Here is a 17,981-nt window from a genome sequence, read left to right as displayed (position 1 = left end):
ACAGGCACCGATCCCCATGCATGCGCCGAAGTCCCGGCCAGCCACGCGGTTTGTGTGGCTGCTGCTGTTCATCACTATGGCCGCCGCGGCCAGCGTTGCCGCCTGGTGGTGGCCGAACCGCCCCGTGCAGGTTGGGCATGCACCCTTTGCCGCGCAGGCGCATGTGGTGGAAAGCATGTCGTTCGCGCCGTTCCGGCGGGGCCAGAGTCCGCTCACCAAGACCTACCCGACGGCAGAACAGGTGATCGAGGATCTGCGCAGCCTGAAAGGCATCACGCGCGGCATCCGCACCTACACCTCGCGGGAAGGCCTGGAGGTGGTGCCGCCGGAAGCGCAAAAGCTCGGCATCAACGTGATGCAGGGCGTCTGGCTCGGGCCGGAACGCGATATCAACGACAAGGAAGTGGCGGCCGCCATCGCGCTGGCCAATCAATACCCTGACGCGATCAAGTCGCTGGTGGTCGGCAACGAGGTGCTGCTGCGCAAGGATCTGCCGGTCGATGAGTTGATCACCTATATCCGCAAGGTGAAGGCGGCCGTGAAGCAGCCGGTTACCTATGCTGATGTGTGGGAATTCTGGCTGCGCTTCCCGCAGCTTTTGGCCGAGGTGGATTTCGTCACCGTGCATTTCCTGCCCTACTGGGAGGATCTGCCGATCGCGGCCGGCCATTCGATGCCGCATATCCTCGAGGTCTACAATACCGTCAAGGCCAAGCTGCCGGGCAAGCCGATCACGATTGGCGAGGTCGGCTGGCCGTCGGAAGGCCGCTCGCGTCGCGATGCGGTGCCCTCGCGCACCGAAGCGGCCGGCTTCATCGCCGATTTCATGCAGCTCGCGCAGAAGGAAGGCCTGTCCTACAACCTGGTCGAAGCCTTCGACCAGCCGTGGAAAGTGAAACTGGAGGGCACCGTCGGCGGTGCCTGGGGCGTGCTGGATGAAGTGCGGCAGCCGAAATTCGATGTCGGCGGCATGGTGTCAAACCTGCCGGAATGGCCGCTGTTTGCCGGACTGTCGGTGCTGCTGGCGTTGATCCTGCTGGTGCTGCATGCCCAGGCTGTCGCCGCCCTGGTGCCGGCCGCGATGGCTGCGGCGGTGGTCTTCGGCCAGGCGCTGGCCGCCTTGCTGGCCGCCGCCATCGAGCGTGTGCTGGAATACAATTACTCGCTGTTCCACAATCTGGAGGGGGGAGCTGCCGTCGCGCTGCAGGGCGTGTTCGCGCTGCTGCTGTTCCGCCGCCTGCTGGCGGTGCTGGGCCGTAAATCGGTCATTGTGTCGCCGCAACCGCTGCGTTCGCTGGGGTCGGCGTTGGGCAGCCTGCGCCGGGTTCTCGGCAATGTGCCGCTGCAGCATCCGCGGCTGGCCGAGGCGATCTACGGCCTGCTGGCACTGTGGATGGCTTATCACGCCGTCATGCTGGTGGCTGCCGGGCGCTATCGCGATTTTCCACTCGACTATTTCCTGCTGCCGGTGGCGGGGCTGCTGGCCTTGCGGCTGATCGCCGCGGCCTTCGACCGCAACCATGGCGAGGGTCTTGGCCGCATCGCCCTGGGCACCAGCTTTGCCATTCCGCCGACGGACGGCGTGCAGGGTCGTTTTGGCTGGGAAGCCATGCTGGGCTTCCTGTTGCTGGCCCTGCCGGTGCTGGTGCTGGCGAACGAGACGCTGAGCAACCGTGAGGCGCTGTACTGGTGTGCGTTGACGGCGGCCTATGCGCTGCCGCTGCTGGGCAACCTGGCGCTCGCCGCGCAGCAGCGGACAGCAGTGCCGGTGCCGGCGACGGTTTGACGCGCCGCGGTCAGGCCGCGCTGCGTTTCGCTATCGCCGATTGCACCTTCTGCAGCACCGCGAGGGCGACGGTGAGCGCGATGCCGATGATCTTCATGGTCGCGATATGCTCGCTGCCCAGCGTGCTGGAGACCGCATCGAGCAGCGACGGGAACAGCAGCAGCGTGCCGCCGACGATCAGCCCGATGCGGATCACCACGCTGGTACGGCCGAACAGCCAGCCCTGCGTGGCGCCGGCATAGGCCCAGATGCCGAGTGCGGTGGTGGCCGCGACCCAGGCGATATTCGTCCAGTCGCCGCCCTTCGGGATTTCCAGCAACAGGCCGACGCCATTGGGGTCGAGCACGAAGACGAACGGCACCAGGAAAGCCGGCATGGTGTATTTCCATGACTGCAGCGTGGTGCGATAGGGATCGGCGCCGGTGATGGCGGCAGCGGCAAATGGCGACAGCGCGGTGGGCGGAGAGACTTCCGACAGCACCGCGTAATAGAAGATGAACATATGGGCGGCGTAGTCGGGCACGCCGAGCTTGATCAGCGCCGGTGCGGCGATCACCGCGCAGATGATGTAGGACGCCGTCACCGGCACGGCGAGGCCGACGATCCACACGATCAGCGCCGTATATACGGCAGTCAGCACCAGGCTGCCGCCGGCATAGGCGATGGCAATCGCGCTGAACTTGAGCCCTAAGCCGGTGAGCGTGACGACGCCGACGATAATGCCGGCCGAGGCGCAGGTGGCGGCCGTGCCCAGCACGCCGATCGAGCCGGCGGCGAGCGCGTTGACCAGTTTCTTCGGTGTCAGCGCAGTGTCGCGGCGGAAATAGCTGACCGCGATGGCGGCGACCGTGGCCCAGAACACCGACAGCACCGGCGAGAAGCCCATGATCATCAGGATGACGATCGAGAACAGCGAGCTGAAGTGATAGCCGTAGCGGCGGGTCAGGTCCCACAGGCTATCGCGCGGTCCGGTATCGACATTCGAGATTTTGTACTTGCCGGCATCGAACTCGACCATCGCCAGAAGGCAGAAGTAGTAGAGCACGGTGGGAATCGCCGCCATGCGGATGACGTCGAGATAGGAGATCTTGAGGAATTCGGCGATCAGGAAGGCTGCGGCTCCCAGCACCGGCGGCGAGATGATGGCGCCGAGGCCGCCAGCCGCCAGCAGGCCGCCGGCAGCTGAAGCGACATAGCCGGATTTCTTCAGCATCGGCCAGGCCACCGAGCCGATTGTCACGGTGGTGGCGACGCCGGAACCCGACGGGCCGCCGAGCAGGAAGGATGACATCACGATGGCGCGGCCGGCGCTGGTGCTCTTGCCGCCCAATGCCGAGAAGGAGAAATCGATGAAGAATTTGCCGGCGCCGGAGAACTGCAGGATGGCGCCGAAGATGGTGAACAGGATGATCAGGCTAGACGACACATCGACGGCCGAGCCGAAGATGCCCTCCAGCGTCATGTAGAGATGGCCGATCAGGCGCTCGGCATCATAGCCGCGATGGGTCCAGGGTGCCGGCAGATAGGGCCCCAGCATCGCATAGGCGATGAAGATAAGGCCGACGACCGGCATGATCGGGCCGGTGGTGCGGCGCGTGGCTTCCAGGATCAGCACGACGAAGACGGAGCCGACCAGAACATCGGTCTGGTTCGGCAGGCTGGCACGGTCGGTGAGATCATCACCGCCCATCACCAGATAGGCCATGGTGGCAATGCCGATCAGTGCAGTGATCACATCCCACCACCGGATGCGGTCGCGGAAACGCAGCGCGACCGGGTAAAGCAGGAAGATCAGCAGCATGACGAAGCCGACATGGATCGGCCGCAACTGCTGCGTCGGCACGATGTCATAGGCGGCATAGAGGTGGAACAGTGTCATGAACACCGCCAGTGCGGTGATCAGGTGACCGGTCCAGCCGGACAGGCGGTTGGCCGCGCCTTCTTCCTGCTCGATATACTCTTCGACCTTGCGTTGGGTTTCCTTGTCCAGCGCGCCGGGGGCAATCATCGCCTCGGTGGCGATCTTGGTCGGTTCCTGGGTCATCGGTTTACTCCCCCTCGTGCCGCTGGTCGCTGCGGCGCCCCGTGTCCTGATTTAATGCAGTGTCTTTTAACAGCGAGCCCCGCCGCGGCCAATGCCGGGGCGGGGCTCTTCGTCAGGTAAAATCTATATAGACAGCGGCCGGATCACTTCGGATCGATCTTGACGCCTTTTTCGGCCATATACTTGATCGCGCCCGGATGGAACGGCACCGGCGTGTTGCCGCGCAGCTGGTTGTCCAGCTTCACGTTCTTCGCCTCGGCATGCACCGTGGCCCATTCATCACGCTTTTCGAAGATGGTCTTGACGATGTTGTAGGCCACATCATCGGGCATGGCATCAGACACGACGAGGATGTTCCAGACGCTGGAAATCGCATTCGGCGCCGCCTGTCCCGGATAGGTGCTGGCCGGGATGGTGCCCTTGGCGTACAGCGGGCCGTATTTCGCATTCATCTTCTCGACCACTTCGGAATGGTCGACCAGCTTCAGCTTGACGCCCGGGGTGGCGCCGAGATCGGTGACCGCCGAGGTGGGCAGACCGCCAACCCAGAAATAGGCGTCGATCTTGTTGTCCTTCACCGCATTGGTCGATTCCGCGGCACCCAGACGCTCACGGCGGAGATCCTTGTCCTTATCGATGCCGGCGGCTTCCAGCACGCGGAAGGCCATCACCTCGGTGGCTGAACCCGGCGAACCGGTGGACACGCGCTTGCCCTTCAGATCGGCCATGGTCTTGATGCCGCTGGCTTCGGTGGTCACCACATGCATGATGTTGGGGTACAGCACGGCCAGCGTGCGCTGGTTGACCACATTGCCCTTGAACTTGTCTTCGCCACGCGAGGCATCCAGCGAGGCATCGGCCATGCTGAAGGCGATATCGGCGCGCTTGGCACCAAGCAGCTTGAGATTGTCGACCGAGCCGCCGGTGACTTCGGCGGTCGCCTGCCAGCCCGGCACATGCTTGGTCAGCAGGTTGGCAAGGCCGCCGCCCAGCGGGTAATACACGCCGCCGGTGCCACCGGTGACGATGGAAAGATTCTTGGTCTGCGCCAGGGCGCTACCGGTTACACCAGCAGCTGCGAATACCAGAGCGGCCAAAGCCGCGCCAAACATAAGGCGTTTCATTCTTGTTTCCTCCTCGTTGCCCGCCGTTTCGGCGGCCATTCCCTGTGCGGAGCACAGACGATACGGACTGTGACCGCTAAATCAACCCTCTTTTACCTTGCCGCAGCGCACAACATCGGGAGCAGCGCCTCAGCCATTGTGTTTCCTGTGATCAAGGTCTAAGCCCGGAACCCGATTGCCTACGAAAAAAGCAAAGTCCCCCGCCATGTCGTCTGCCTCTGCCATTACCGCCTCGCAGCGCGCCGCCCAGCGTCTGGCGCTGGCGGCCCTTGTGCTGGGGGCCCTGGCCATTGCCTTCTCGCCGATCTTCGTCCGTCTCTCGGAGGTGGGCCCGACGGCGACCGGTTTCTACCGCACCATACTGGCCGTGCCGCCGCTCTGGCTGGTCTGGCGTTTCCGGCCCGCCGATGCGGCGCCACGCGCGACAGGGATTCCACCACTCGGTGTCCTGCTGATTCCCGGCCTGCTGTTTGCGGGTGACCTGTTCTTCTGGCACCTGTCGATCAAATACACCTCGGTGGCCAATGCCACCCTGCTGTCGAATTTCGCACCGGTGATCGTCACTCTCGGTGCATGGCTGCTGCTGCGCGAAAGGATCACCTCGGCCTTCCTGGTGGCGCTGCTGGTATCTTTCTGTGGCGCGCTGATGCTGGTGGGCGCCAGCTTCCGGCTGGGCGGCGATTATGTGTTCGGCGACATGCTCGCCTTCACCACTGCCATCTTCTACGGCGCCTACATGATCGCGGTGGCAAAGCTGCGCGGCCATCACGGCACCCAGGAGATCATGCTGTGGTCCAGCCTGGTCAGCGGTCTGGCGCTGCTGCCGATGGTCTGGCTGATGGGCGAGAGCCTGTGGCCGGCAACGCTGCAGGGCTGGGCAATCCTGTTCGGCCTGGCCTGGGTCAGCCACGCGCTGGGGCAGGGGCTGATCGCCTACGCGCTTGGCCACCTGCCGGCGTCGTTTTCATCGCTGGTGGTTCTGGTACAGCCGGTGGCGGCAGCTTTCTTCGGCTGGCTCTGGCTCGGCGAGGGGCTGCAGCCGCTGCAGATCGCCGGCGGCATCGTGGTGCTGGGCGGTATCCTGCTTGCCAGACGTGCCCAGCTGAAACAGGCGGCTTAAGCCGCGCGCTGTTTCGCGAAGTCGACGAACCAGGAGAGGCTGCCGGGATTGGCCATGGTGCCGGGGTTTGAAACCTTCTCGGCAGGCTGCCCCAGCAGGATTTTCTTCACTGGCACTTCCAGCTTCTTGCCCGACAATGTGCGCGGCACCTCGGCCACCTGGAAAATATCGTTGGGCACAAAGCGCGCCGACACGGCCTTGCGGATCGCCTGATTGATACGATCCTTCAGCGCGGCATCCAGGGCCAGGCCCGGCCGCAGCACCACGAACAGCGGCATGTAGGAGTCGCGGCCCAGATATTCGAGGTCGACCACCAGACTGTCGAGCACCTCGGGTAGTTCCTCCACCGCGCGATAGATTTCGCTGGTGCCGAGCCGCAGCCCGTAGCGGTTGATGGTGGCATCCGAGCGACCGTAGATGATCGCGCCGCCGCGCGGCGTGATCCTGATCCAGTCGCCATGGCGCCAGACACCGGGGTACATGTCGAAATAGCTGTCGTGGTAGCGTTTGCCATCCTTGTCGTTCCACAGGAACAGTGGCATCGACGGCAGCGGCTGGGCGCAGACCAGTTCGCCGACCTCGTTCTGCAGCGGCTTGCCATTGTCGTCGAAGGCCTGGATATCGGCACCGAGGCAGCGCACCTGCATTTCGCCGGCATAGACCGGCATCAGCACGCAGCCGCCGACGAAGCCGCCGGCGAAATCGGTGCCGCCGGAAATCGGCGTCAGCCAGATGTCCTTGCCAAGCTGGTCGTAGATCCAGGCGTAACTGTCTTCCGACAGCGGCGAGCCGGTCGAACCGATGGTGCGCAGGCTGGACAGATCGGCGACCTGCCTGGGCACCACGCCGGCCTTCTGGCAGTTGGCGTAGAAAGCGGCGCCGGCGCCGAAGAAGGTGGCCTTAACCTCGCCGGCAAACTGCCACAGGCGGTTCCAGTCGGGCCAGCTCGGGCTGCCGTCATAGATGGCGATGGTGGCGCCGACCAGCAGGCCGGCGACCTGGGCATTCCACATGATCCAGCCGGTACTGGAATACCAGTGGAAGATGTCGTCGGATCCAAGGTCGTTATGCAGGGCGGTCATCACCATGATGACGATCACCACGCCGCCATGGCCATGCACGATCGGCTTTGGCAGCCCGGTGGTGCCCGAGGAATAGACCACCCAGAGCGGATGATCGAACGGCACTGGCTCGATCGTCAATGCGGCGGGCTTGGCGATCACCCCGGCCCAGGATGTGGTCTGCACATGATCGGGCAGGGCGTGTTCACTGTGGCCCGTCATCAGGATCAGGTTTTTCACCGTCGGCAGTTCGGCGATCAGTGCGGCAAGCACATCGCCTTTGTCCAGGTGTTTGCCGTTGTAGTCGCTCGATTGTACGGCGAACAGCGCGACCGGTTCGATCTGGCGGAAACGGTCGAGGACTGCATTCAGGCCCATATCGGGCGAGCAGACTGACCAGATCGCGCCGACACTGGCCACCGCGAGAAAAGCAATGATGGTTTCCGGTGTATTGGGCGCATAGGCCACCACGCGGTCGCCACGCTTCACACCGATGCCGCGCAGATGCGCGGCCATGGCGCCGACCTGCTCGCGCAGGGTCTGCCACGACATCTGCTGCAGGGCCGCGGTTTCCGATGAATAGAGAATGGCGGGTCTGCTGGCAGTTTCGTGCCGGAATACCTGGTCGACGAAATTCAGTTCAGCGCCGGTGAACCACTGCGCGCCCGGCATTTCGCGCTTCGCCAGCACCTTGTCATAGGGTTTATAGGCCTTGATCCCGATATAATCCCACATCGAGGCCCAGAAGCCTTCCAGGTCGCTGACCGACCAGCGCCACAGGCTGTCGTAATCCTTGAAATCGCGACCGCGTTCCCGGCGGAGCCATTGCATATATTTATGCAACTGGCTGCGACCGATGCGCTCGGCCGATGGGGTCCACAGCAGGGCGGGTGTGGCAGTCTCGGTCATGGTCTCTCCCGGAAGGGCTTAAGCCTTTTCGATCAGCTTACGCACATCGGGGGAAAATGCACCATCCAGCAGGATGAAGGCCATGCGGGCGGGATTGGTGGGCGAGCGGTTTTCCCAGGCATGGTCGGTGCCGCGCTGTACCACCACATCGCCGGCCTGCAGATGGGTTTCCGAGCCGTCATCCAGCACCAGCGTGATCTCGCCGAAGACGACGATGCCGTAATCGATCGATTCCGTGCGATGCATCATCGGATGCGGGCTGTCCGGTTTCCAGGTCGAGGCATGGGCCGAGCCGACCATGGCAAACGCTGCCTGCGCCAGTTCCCTGGTCATCGCCGGTGCATCCGGCCGTTTGGGACCGAAATCGACAAAACGGATGATGCTGCCCTGCCGGGGTGGTTCGATCTGCAGCTTGCGGTTGGTCGGATCCTGGCCGTTATCGACGCTGACCGGACTGCCCGCCGTGTTCCAGACCTCGAAGAAGGCGACGCCGAGTTCGGGCTTCTCGATGGCGGGTTTCATCATCGTGTCGATGGCGACCACGGATTTGCCAGCAGCGTTATGGCCGGTGACAATGCGGCGGGGGGAACGCATGGCTATCTCCAATGCACCATGGGCAGGCCGGCGACCGGACTGCGGAACCAGGGGATGGTGGTGCCGAACAGCGTGCCGATATAGGCATTGCGCAGATCGGCGCCACCGAAAGTAATGCTGGCCATCCAGGGCGTGACATCGCTGCGGGTGGCCATCATCTGCTCGGGTGTCGGCTTGCCGGCCTGATAGCCGGCTTCCAGCGCGGCGATCTTGTCGGGCTTGCCGTCGTCGAACAGGGTGAGCAGCTCGCCATCGGGCGTCAGGGCGATCAGCCGTTCGGCCATCACCAGCGTGACCCAGAGATTGCCGTATGAGTCGAAGGTGCAGCCATCGGGGAAGCCGGCCGGGCCGAAATCGCTGGGGCCGAAAATCTCGCGGCCGGACAGGCTGCCATCGGCGCCGACGCGGAACCGGGTGACGCGCCGGCCGCAGGTCTCCACCGCGTAGAGGAATTCCTCTTTGGCATCGAGCCGCACTTCATTGGTGAAATGCAGGCCGTCGGCGACGATGCGCAGGCCGTTTTCATCGGCCAATGCGATATAGCCATCCGCCAGGCCGGGGCGGATCGCCTCCATCCAGTTCTTGATGCGGGTCGAAACCGTGAGCCAGATGCGGTTCTTCGAATCGCGCAGCACGAAGTTGACCTTGCCGATCGGCTGGCCATCGATGCTGTCATACAGCACGCGGCTATTGCCTTCGCGATCCATCACTTCCAGGCAGTCGGTGCCGAAATTGGAAATCAGTATGTCGCCATTGGCGGCGAAGGCCAGGCCATTGGGCAGCGTGCCTTCGGTGAAGCGCTTGGCCAGGTCGGTGGTGCCGGCGAAATGGCTGTCAGCCTGCTGGGCAATCAGGCGCTGGCTGCCATCGGGGGCGATCCGCACCACGCCGCCGCGGGCATCGGCCGACCACAATGTTCCATCGGGTTCGGCCAGGATGCATTCCGGCCGCTGCAGGCCGCTGCCGATGAAGTTCAGGTCGTCGCGGGTGAGGCGGAAGCCTTTCAGCGGATTGGTCATCTTACAGCAGCGCCAATGTGAGTTTGGGGAAGATCACCAGCAGGATCAGCGTCAGCAGCATGATGAGGGCAAAGGGCATCGCCCCCATGAAGATGGTGCGCAGCGTGATGGCGGAATCGTTCAGGGTGCTTTTTATGACAAACACGCTGAGCCCAAACGGCGGGGTCAGCAGTCCGATCTCCACCGCGACGATGGTGACGATGCCGAACCAGATCAGGTTCATGTCGAAGCCGGTGGCAATTGGCAGCATCAGCGGCAGCACGATCAGCAGGATCGAACTGGAGTCGATGAAGCAGCCGAGAATGACAATCAGCAGGATATAGATGGCGAGGAAGGCGAAGGGGCTGAAGCCCGCGGCGCTGATCTCGCCGACCAGGAATTGCGGTACGCCGCTGAGCGCCAGCATGCGGGTGTAAAGGCTGGCGCCAATGATCAGGAAGGAGACCGAGACGGTGACATGGCCGGTTTCGGTCAGCACCTGCCAGAATTTCTTGCCATCCAACTTGCGCTTCCACAGGGCGATCGCCAGCGCGCCGGCGGCGCCAACCGCACCGGCATCGGTGGCGGTGAAGAAGCCGGCATAGATGCCGCCCAGAACCACGGCGATCAGCAGCACGATGGGCAGCAGCTTGGCTGCCATTTCTCTGCCACCCATCAGGGTGACGCCGGCGGCATCGCCCTCAGGCGGGGCGCCGACATAGGAGGGCCAGAGCCGTGCCATCACCATGATGCCGATGGAGTAGGTGCCGGCGAGCAGCAGGCCGGGCACCACGCCGGCCATGAACATGGCGCCGACCGAAACCTCGGCCAGGAAGCCGTAGAGGATCATCAGCAGGCTGGGCGGGATCAGCATGCCGAGCACGGATGAACCCGCCACCACGCCGGTGGCGAAGGCCGGTGTGTAGCCGTAGCGCAGCATTTCCGGCACGGCGACGCGGGTGAAGACAGCGGCCGAGGCGATGCTGATGCCGGTGATGGCGGCAAACACGGCATTGGCCGCCACGGTGGCGATGCCCAGACCACCACGCAGACGGCGCAGGCCCTGGTTGGCAACCTCAAAGGCATCCTTGCCGATATCGGCGATGGAGACGAGGAAGCCCATCAGCACGAACAGCGGCACCACGCCGAAGATATGGCTGGCGATCGAATCCGAGGCGCCCTGGGCCAGCATGCTGGTGGCGACGCCAAGATCATCTTTCAGCAGCCAGACGCCGACGAAGGAGGTGAGGCCGAGCGCGACCGCGACATGCAGGCCGAGCCAGACCAGGATCATCATGCCAGCCAGCGTGAGGAAGCCGATTTCAAGGCCGGTCATTTGTCACCTGCAACAACAAAACGGAAATCCTGCCAGGCCATCACCAGATACTGCAGGCCGGTGGCGGCAGCGCCGATCAGGATGAGCAGGCGGATCGGCCAGGTCGGCGCGGTGAAGTCGCCGGCAGCGCCGACATATTCACCGATCTCGATGGCCTCGCGGAACGGCTCGATGCTGCCCCAGAAAATCACGGCGAGGAACAGCACGCCGAGCAGGTTGAACAGGCCCTGGAGTCCGCGGCCGATCCGCGGCCGCAGGACAAGCAGGTTCTCAATCACCATGTCGGATCGTGTCATGCGGCCGACCATCAGGGTATGGCCAAGCTGCAGGAACACGATGCCGACAATCGACAGCGACAGCAGTTCGGTGGTGCCGCGCACCGGGGCGCTGAACAGCTCGCGCCCTAGGATGTCGGTGTTGATCAGCACCATGAGGAGAAAAATCCACACGGTGCCGAGCGCGTTCATTGCGCCAAGCAGTCGGGAAAACATTGCGGCACCACCCAATGATGAACTGGCGAAACAGGCCTGGACTTATTCTTTCGACCAGTCGCGCGGGAAGCTGACATTGGCCGCCTTCATCTGTGCCACGAACTCGTTCAGCACCACGGTGCCGGGCAGGCCCTTGGCATCGAGATCCTTGGCCCAGGGCAGCGCCACGTTCGGCAAGGCCATCGCCCACTGCTTGCGCTCGGCCGGCGAAAGGTCGCGCACCTTGGCGCCGCCTTCCACCATCTTCTGCATCAGCGTGACGGTGGTGGCGGTGAGCAGAGTGGCGAATTTGGCGTCATACTCGGCGCCCACCTCGTTGATGATCTTCTTGGCATCGGCCGGCAGCTTGTCGTAGACGCGCTTGCTCATCACCAGGGCGCCGGCAAACTGCGCACCGTAATTCACCTTGGTGACATGGGGGGCGACTTCGATCAGCTTGGCCGGGAAGGCGCCGGTGGTGAAGGTGAGTGCGCCTTCGGTCACGCCGGTCTGGATATCGTTGTAGTAGGTCTGCAGCGTGCCGGCGACGGCCACCGCGCCGGTGCCCTTGACCCAGTTGGCCGAAGGGCCGGGCGCATTGATCTTCTTGCCGTTCAAGTCTTCCAGCTTGGCAATCGGCCCCTTGGTGAAGAGGTGGTAGCTGTCGAGGCCGGTACCACCGAGGAAGATCATGTTGTTTTTGGTCCAGGCTTCACCCATCGCCGGGATCTTGGCCTGCATGTTCTTGACCGCCTTTGCCATCACGGCGACATCGTCGGTCATGAAGGGTGCCACATAGGACACGTTCTGCAGCGGGAATTTCGGCGCCTCGAAGATGGTCGAGACGAAGGCAAGTTCGGCCAGGCCGTCCTTGATCGCGCCGGACTCGCTGCCCAGCTTCACCGCCGTGCCGCCCCAGGCCTTGGTCCATTCGAACTTGGTCTTGCTGTTGGCGGCGGCGAGGCGCTTGTCGACCTCGGGAATGAAGAATTCATCGGCCAGTTTCACCCAGGGGAAGATGGCCGGATGGCCGGCCACGGCCGTCATCTTGACGGTCTGTGCCATTGCCGGCTGCGCCAGGGCGAGCAGAAGTCCGGCGCCCAGGATGCCGGGGATGGTCTTGATTGCGGTCATGGTTTCCTCCCAAGGATTTATCCGCGTGTTTTTGCTTGTCAGGCTGTCAGGGTGGTGCCGTCTGCCTGGCATTCGCCGCGGCGGTATCGCCGTAGCAGAATTCGTATGTGTGGCTGAGATGATGATGCAGGCCGGCGCAGGCGCGGGTGGCATCGCGGGCCAGCACCATGTCCATCAGCTGCTTGTGTTCGTCCATGATGCCGGCGCCCTGCACAACCAGGAAATTCTGCATCATGCCGTGGCGGTAGCGTTCGGCCTGATCGTAGAGGCGGCTCTGTTCGTCGAGCAGGCGCGGCGAACCACAGGCGGCGATCAGGGCGACATGGAAGGCTTTGTGCAGTTCGCCGAATTCGGCGAGGTTCTCGATCGGCTTGCCCTCGAGCCGGGCGACGTAGCGGTCGAGCCGGTGATAGGCGCCGAGAATATCGGCCTCCCAGGAATCGTCGCCACGCTCGATGGCGCGTTTCAGCGCGGCCCCCTCCACCACCTGGCGGGCAAGCGTGATATCGGCAAGATCCTCAGCGCTCATGGCGGCGACGCGGAAGCCGCGCTGGCTTTCCACCGAGACAAAGCCCTGGCTGATCAGGCGGGCCAGCGCCTCGCGCAAGGGACTGGCGCTCAGGCCATAGCGAGCCTTCAGGTCGTCGATCTGCAGCTTGGTGCCGGGCGGGAAGCGGCCGGCGATGATATCGGCCCGGATATTCCGGTATGCGGATTCGGTCAGGCTGCCGGCTTCGGCTGCCAGATCCCGGATATCCGCTTTTGTCCTCCCGTCGCTCATGGGGGTCACTCTGGGGAGGGTGGCGGACAGTGTCAACGACAAAAGCGAAAAAAATCGACAAAATGATTCTTGGTCGTTATTGTCCGTACCCAGCCACCGCCAGAGTCGGCCCTGAAGACTGCCAGGAGGAACCATGCCCCGTCGCTTTGTCGACCTGTCCATCTTTCTCGAAAACGACGTCCAGTCCGATCCGCCGGGCTTCGGACCCAAGATCGAATATATCCGCCACAAGGACAGCGCCGCCGATGTGGTGAAGTTCTTCCCCGGCCTCGAGGCACAGGATCTACCCGACGCGGAAGGCTGGGCGGTCGAGAATGTGCAGCTCAACACCCATAACGGCACGCATCTGGATGCGCCCTATCATTTCCATTCGACGATGAATCATGGCGAACGCGCCTGGACCATCGACGAGGTGCCGCTGGACTGGTGTTACGGCGACGGCGTGAAGCTCGATTTCACCAAACTGCCCGATGGCTATGTGGTCACCGACAAGGATGTCGAGGCCGAGCTGAAGCGGATCGGCTACACGCTGAAAGAACATGACATCGTCGTGGTCAACACGGCCGCCGGCAAAGCCTATGGCGACCCGAAATATGTCAGCACCGGTTGCGGCATGGGCTACAAGGCGACCATGTATCTGCTGGAGCGCGGCGTGCGCGTGACCGGCACCGATGCCTGGAGCTGGGATGCGCCATTTGTGCATACGGCCGAGAAATTCAAGGACAGCCACGATGCCTCGCTGATCTGGGAAGGCCACAAGGCCGGCCGCCATATCGGCTACTGCCATCTGGAGAAGCTGCACAATCTGGAAGTGCTGCCGCCCTTTGGCTTCACGATTTCCTGTTTCCCGCACAAGATCCGCGGCGCCTCTGCCGGCTGGACCCGCGCTGTTGCCATTTTTGAGGAATAATCACAGATGAAATTCTGCACCTTCAGCCACGCGACGCGTGGTGCGAAACGCCCCGGCGTGCTCACGGCAGACGGCGCCACGATCATCGATCTGGGTGACAGCTTTGATAGCACGCTCGCCATCATCAAGGGCGGCGACGAGGCCAAGGCGCGCGCGAAGGCACTGCTCGACAAGGCAGAAATCCGTGTGCCGCTGAGTGAAGCGAAGCTGCATGCGCCGGTGCTGGTGCCGGAGCAGATCCGCGACAGCATGTTGTTTGAAAAGCATGTGCAGCAGGCGATGGAGCGCATTGTCATGATGCGTAAGCCGGTGCTGGGCCCGCTGATGGTCAAGCTCGGCATGGTCAAGGTGGCGCCGACCTGGTACCAGATTCCGATCTATTACAAATCCAACCGCTTCTCGGTGAATGGTCCGGAAGGCGATGTGATCTGGCCGCGCTACAGCCAGGTTATGGATTTCGAGCTGGAATTTGGTTTCTTCCTCGGCAAGGGCGGCAAGAACATCAAGCCGAGCGAAGCGCGCGAGCATATTTTCGGCTTTACCATTTTCAATGATTTCTCCGCCCGCGATGCGCAGTCGATCGAGATGCAGAGCATGCTCGGCCCCTGCAAGGGCAAGGATTTCGACACCGGCAACAGCATGGGACCATTCCTGGTCACGCTGGACGAGATCGGCGACCCCTATGCCTTGCGCATGCAGGCGCGTGTGAATGGCGAGACCTGGTGCGATAGCAATTCCAGCACCATCCACCATAAGTTCGAAGACCTGCTGGCGCGGGTGTCATCGGACGAGACGGTGTATCCGGGTGAGTTCTTCGGTTCGGGCACTGTCGGCGATGGCTGCGGTCTGGAGCATGGCCGCTATCTGAAGGATGGCGATGTGGTCGAGCTGGAGGTCGAGAAGATCGGCATCCTGCGCAACCGCGTGGTGCGGCAGAAATAGTCGGCCCGTAACCGTCAGCCGGCGAACGGCGTTTCCGGCAGCCCCGGAATCTCCACGCGGATCGAGAAAACGCCGCCTGCCAGCGGCATTTTCGCCAGCTCGTCGGCATCGTGCCGCTGCCGCGCCGTGGTGATGTAGAGGGTCTTCATGTCGGGCCCGCCGAAGCTGGGCATGGTCGGCGCCTTTGCCGGCAGGCGAATCTCGCGCAGACGCTCGCCCGCGGGCGAAAACTGCACCAGCTTCGCCGCACCATAGAGCGCCACCCAGTAATTTCCGGCCACATCGACGGCGGCGCCATCGGGTCTTTCATCGGCGACGCGCAGATCGAGAAACAGCCGGCGATTTGAGATCGCGGCCGTCTTCACGTCGTAGTCGTAGGCATGGACGCAATGCGTCGGCGTATCGGCATGATACATCGTGGCGCCATCCGGGCTCCAGGCCAGGCCATTCGAGATGGCAATGGCACCAACCAGGCCCTGTCGGATCACACGATCGCCATCCAGGCGATAGAGCGCGGTTTCCGGCTCGCGCGTGTCGGTCATGCCGCCAACCCAGAAGCGGCCCTGGCGGTCGCAGCGACCATCGTTGAAGCGCGCGCCTTCGAGCGGCGAGGGCACCAGCAGGGTTTCAGCTTTGCCGGCCGTATCGCGGCGCCAGATGCCGTCGCGTCGGGCCAGCAGCAGGCCGCCATCTGCGGTCGGCGCGATGCTGCCGATGGTGCTGGGCATCGGCCAGGTTTCCAGCTGTCGTGTCGCCGGATCGAGCCGATACAGCGCCGGCGCGTTGATATCGATGAACCAGAGTTTCTGCTCGGCGACGGACCAGACTGGTGACTCGCCGAGGCCGCATTTGCTGTCCAGCAGACAGGTGGCATCCATGCTATGCCAGCCTGTCGGCCATATCGGCGACCAGTTCGCCGATGCTCAGCGATGCAGTCAGGCCCGGACTTTCGATGCCGAAAAGATTGATCAGGCCCGGTACGCCATTCTGATCCGGCCCCTGGATGAGGAAATCATCGGCAGATTTGGCACTGCCCCGGCTCAGTTTCGGGCGGATGCCGGAATAGCCGGGCTGGATCGAACCGTCGGGCAGGCCGGGCCAGTATTGCCGCACGGCGGCATAGAAGCTGTCGCCGCGTGCCGGATCGACATTGTAATCGACGGTATCGACCCATTCGACGTCCGGGCCGAACCGCATCTGGCCGCCCATATCGATGGTGACATGAGTGCCGAGGCCACCGGGTGTCGGGATCGGATAGATCAGCCGCGAAAACGGCGGCTTCACACCCGACAGCACGAAATAGTTGCCCTTGGCATAATAGGTGGGTGGCACGCTGTCGGGCCGGATGCCGGCGATCTTGGCTGCAATTCCCTGGGCGGCGAAGCCGGCCGAATTGATCACCAGTCGTGCCTTCAGCCGCATCGGGTCGGCGCCGCCAGTCTCGATCACGATGCCGTCGTTAGCGACCTCGCCGCGCAGCACCGGTGAGGCCAGTGCCAGCATGGCGCCGTGGTCTTCCGCTTCGCCCTGGTAAGCCAGCATCAGGCCATGACTGTCGATCACGCCCGTCGATGGCGAGAGCAGGGCGGCCACGCAATGCAGCTGCGGCTCCAGCGCCAGCGCCTGCTCGCGTGTCAGCCATTGCAGATCGTGCACGCCGTTGGCCTCGGCTTTTTTCTTCAGCGCTTCCAGATCGGGAATCTGCGTCTCGTCAGCGGCGACGATCAGCTTGCCGCAGCGGTTATGGGCGATGCCGCGCTCGGCGCAGTAGGCATAGAGCGCCTGCTTGCCCTCGACGCAGAGCCGGGCCTTCAGGCTGCCCGCCGGATAATAGATGCCGGCATGGATCACTTCGGAATTGCGTGAGGAGGTCTCACTGCCGATCAGGTCGGCGGCCTCGGCGATCACCACCTCACGGCCGCGCCGGGCCAGGGCCCGCGCTACCCCCAGGCCGACCACGCCGGCCCCGATCACCAGACATTCGACGCTGTCCATCGGTCGTCCAACTCCTTCTGACGCCCCGTTATCGGCAGCCGGCCGCCTCTGCGCAACCCCTTGTGCAGCCTGTCGATAACAGCCGCCGGAATACCGCCGGGCAGCGCTTGACTTCCAGCGGCCGGGGCCGTAAACACTCGCCTCGGTTCGGATGGCCCCTCGGGTCAGCCGCACCGTTTGCCCAGGTGGCGGAATTGGTAGACGCGCTAGCTTCAGGTGCTAGTGACCGAAAGGTCGTGTAAGTTCGAGTCTTATCCTGGGCACCAATTCCTCGATTGCCGCGCCGCGTAGCTTAAGGCGTCCGCAATCGAGTGCAGCACCCGAGAGTGCACCGCAAATGGCCATCACCGTATATCAGAACGACCTGCCTGCCGGCCTCGATCTCGGCCCCGTGGTGGCTGTGGATACCGAGACCATGGGCCTGCGCACGCTGCGCGACCGGCTCTGCGTCGTTCAGCTGTCGTCGGGAGATGGCAATGCCCATTTGGTGCAGTTCCGCAGCGGCACCGGCTATGCAGCGCCGAACCTGAAGCGCCTGCTGGAAAACCCGAAGATCCTCAAGCTGTTTCACTTCGCCCGTTTCGACCTGGCGGCACTGAAACAGTATCTGGGCGCCGATACCACACCGGTCTACTGCACCCGCACGGCGTCCAAGCTGGTACGTACCTTCACCGACCGCCATGGCCTGAAGGATCTGTGCCGCGACCTCATCGGCGTCGAAATCTCCAAGCAGGAGCAGTCGTCGGACTGGGGCGCCCAGGATCTGACCGAGGCGCA

At 63.4% G+C, this 17,981-nt stretch carries 16 protein-coding genes and 1 tRNA gene; 6 read left to right on the top strand and 11 right to left on the bottom strand.

What is annotated here, in order from left to right:
- Positions 1-16: 16 nt before the first annotated feature.
- Positions 17-1,786 (top strand): hypothetical protein, encoded by a 1,770-nt coding sequence (locus tag AAG821_RS14395; protein WP_341915838.1) that lies wholly within the window; start codon positions 17-19, stop codon positions 1,784-1,786.
- Between the two features lie 10 nt (positions 1,787-1,796).
- Here AAG821_RS14395 and AAG821_RS14390 read toward each other — a convergent pair whose 3' ends face one another.
- Together AAG821_RS14390 and AAG821_RS14385 are read right to left on the bottom strand one after the other, a co-directional pair.
- A complete protein-coding gene (locus AAG821_RS14390) occupies positions 1,797-3,830 on the bottom strand; it encodes a TRAP transporter fused permease subunit (protein ID WP_341915839.1) in 2,034 nt (677 codons plus the stop codon).
- 143 nt (positions 3,831-3,973) lie between these two features.
- Positions 3,974-4,954 (bottom strand): TAXI family TRAP transporter solute-binding subunit, encoded by a 981-nt coding sequence (locus tag AAG821_RS14385; protein WP_341915840.1) that lies wholly within the window; start codon positions 4,952-4,954, stop codon positions 3,974-3,976.
- Positions 4,955-5,159: 205 nt separating this feature from the next.
- Here AAG821_RS14385 and AAG821_RS14380 point away from each other — a divergent pair, with 205 nt between their 5' ends.
- On the top strand, positions 5,160-6,074 hold the full coding sequence (locus AAG821_RS14380; protein WP_341915842.1) for a DMT family transporter: 915 nt from the start codon (positions 5,160-5,162) through the stop codon (positions 6,072-6,074).
- Here AAG821_RS14380 and AAG821_RS14375 read toward each other — a convergent pair.
- Genes AAG821_RS14375 through AAG821_RS14345 form a run of 7 tightly spaced genes read right to left on the bottom strand, consistent with a single transcriptional unit; the run spans position 6,071 to position 13,357 of the window.
- Complete coding sequence (locus AAG821_RS14375) at positions 6,071-8,044, bottom strand: acetoacetate--CoA ligase (RefSeq protein ID WP_341915843.1); 1,974 nt, start codon at positions 8,042-8,044, stop codon at positions 6,071-6,073. The two genes, AAG821_RS14380 and AAG821_RS14375, sit on opposite strands and share 4 nt — an antisense overlap.
- A gap of 18 nt (positions 8,045-8,062) precedes the next feature.
- Entirely contained in the window at positions 8,063-8,638 is a 576-nt protein-coding gene (locus AAG821_RS14370) for a cupin domain-containing protein (RefSeq protein WP_341915845.1), read from the bottom strand.
- A 2-nt stretch (positions 8,639-8,640) separates the two neighbouring features.
- A complete protein-coding gene (locus tag AAG821_RS14365) occupies positions 8,641-9,657 on the bottom strand; it encodes an SMP-30/gluconolactonase/LRE family protein (protein WP_341915846.1) in 1,017 nt (338 codons plus the stop codon).
- 1 nt (position 9,658) lies between these two features.
- The gene (locus AAG821_RS14360) at positions 9,659-10,972 is read right to left on the bottom strand and encodes a TRAP transporter large permease subunit (RefSeq protein ID WP_341915848.1); all 1,314 of its coding nucleotides are present in this window, start codon (positions 10,970-10,972) and stop codon (positions 9,659-9,661) included.
- Positions 10,969-11,463: a TRAP transporter small permease subunit gene (locus AAG821_RS14355; RefSeq protein WP_341915849.1), complete on the bottom strand. Its 495-nt coding sequence runs from the start codon at positions 11,461-11,463 to the stop codon at positions 10,969-10,971. Before AAG821_RS14355 ends, AAG821_RS14360 begins: the two co-directional genes overlap by 4 nt.
- 42 nt (positions 11,464-11,505) lie before the next feature.
- Positions 11,506-12,576: a C4-dicarboxylate TRAP transporter substrate-binding protein gene (locus AAG821_RS14350; RefSeq protein ID WP_341915851.1), complete on the bottom strand. Its 1,071-nt coding sequence runs from the start codon at positions 12,574-12,576 to the stop codon at positions 11,506-11,508.
- Positions 12,577-12,622: 46 nt separating this feature from the next.
- Positions 12,623-13,357 carry an FCD domain-containing protein gene (locus AAG821_RS14345; protein ID WP_341915852.1) on the bottom strand — a complete coding sequence of 245 codons (735 nt, stop codon included), beginning with the start codon at positions 13,355-13,357 and terminating at the stop codon, positions 12,623-12,625.
- A 133-nt stretch (positions 13,358-13,490) separates the two neighbouring features.
- Here AAG821_RS14345 and AAG821_RS14340 point away from each other — a divergent pair, with 133 nt between their 5' ends.
- Together AAG821_RS14340 and AAG821_RS14335 are read left to right on the top strand one after the other, a co-directional pair.
- Entirely contained in the window at positions 13,491-14,267 is a 777-nt protein-coding gene (locus AAG821_RS14340; protein ID WP_341915853.1) for a cyclase family protein, read from the top strand.
- Between the two features lie 6 nt (positions 14,268-14,273).
- Positions 14,274-15,209: a fumarylacetoacetate hydrolase family protein gene (locus AAG821_RS14335; protein ID WP_341915855.1), complete on the top strand. Its 936-nt coding sequence runs from the start codon at positions 14,274-14,276 to the stop codon at positions 15,207-15,209.
- A 14-nt stretch (positions 15,210-15,223) separates the two neighbouring features.
- On the opposite strand, the gene AAG821_RS14330 is transcribed toward AAG821_RS14335, so the two are convergent.
- Together AAG821_RS14330 and AAG821_RS14325 are read right to left on the bottom strand one after the other, a co-directional pair.
- Entirely contained in the window at positions 15,224-16,087 is an 864-nt protein-coding gene (locus tag AAG821_RS14330; protein WP_341915856.1) for an SMP-30/gluconolactonase/LRE family protein, read from the bottom strand.
- A 1-nt stretch (position 16,088) separates the two neighbouring features.
- Positions 16,089-17,204, bottom strand: a complete 1,116-nt coding sequence (locus AAG821_RS14325; protein ID WP_341915857.1) for an NAD(P)/FAD-dependent oxidoreductase — start codon at positions 17,202-17,204, stop codon at positions 16,089-16,091.
- Positions 17,205-17,383: 179 nt separating this feature from the next.
- On the opposite strand from AAG821_RS14325, the gene AAG821_RS14320 reads away from it, so the two are divergent.
- Together AAG821_RS14320 and AAG821_RS14315 are read left to right on the top strand one after the other, a co-directional pair.
- Positions 17,384-17,470: transfer RNA gene (locus AAG821_RS14320), tRNA-Leu, on the top strand.
- Between the two features lie 71 nt (positions 17,471-17,541).
- A partial coding sequence (locus AAG821_RS14315) for a ribonuclease D (RefSeq protein WP_341916321.1) occupies positions 17,542-17,981 on the top strand: 440 nt, incomplete at its 3' end.

It is taken from the genome of Ferrovibrio terrae (assembly GCF_943372915.1).
In the GTDB taxonomy this organism is placed as follows: Bacteria; Pseudomonadota; Alphaproteobacteria; order Ferrovibrionales; family Ferrovibrionaceae; genus Ferrovibrio; species Ferrovibrio terrae_A.
This window is presented reverse-complemented; position numbering and strand designations above follow the sequence as displayed.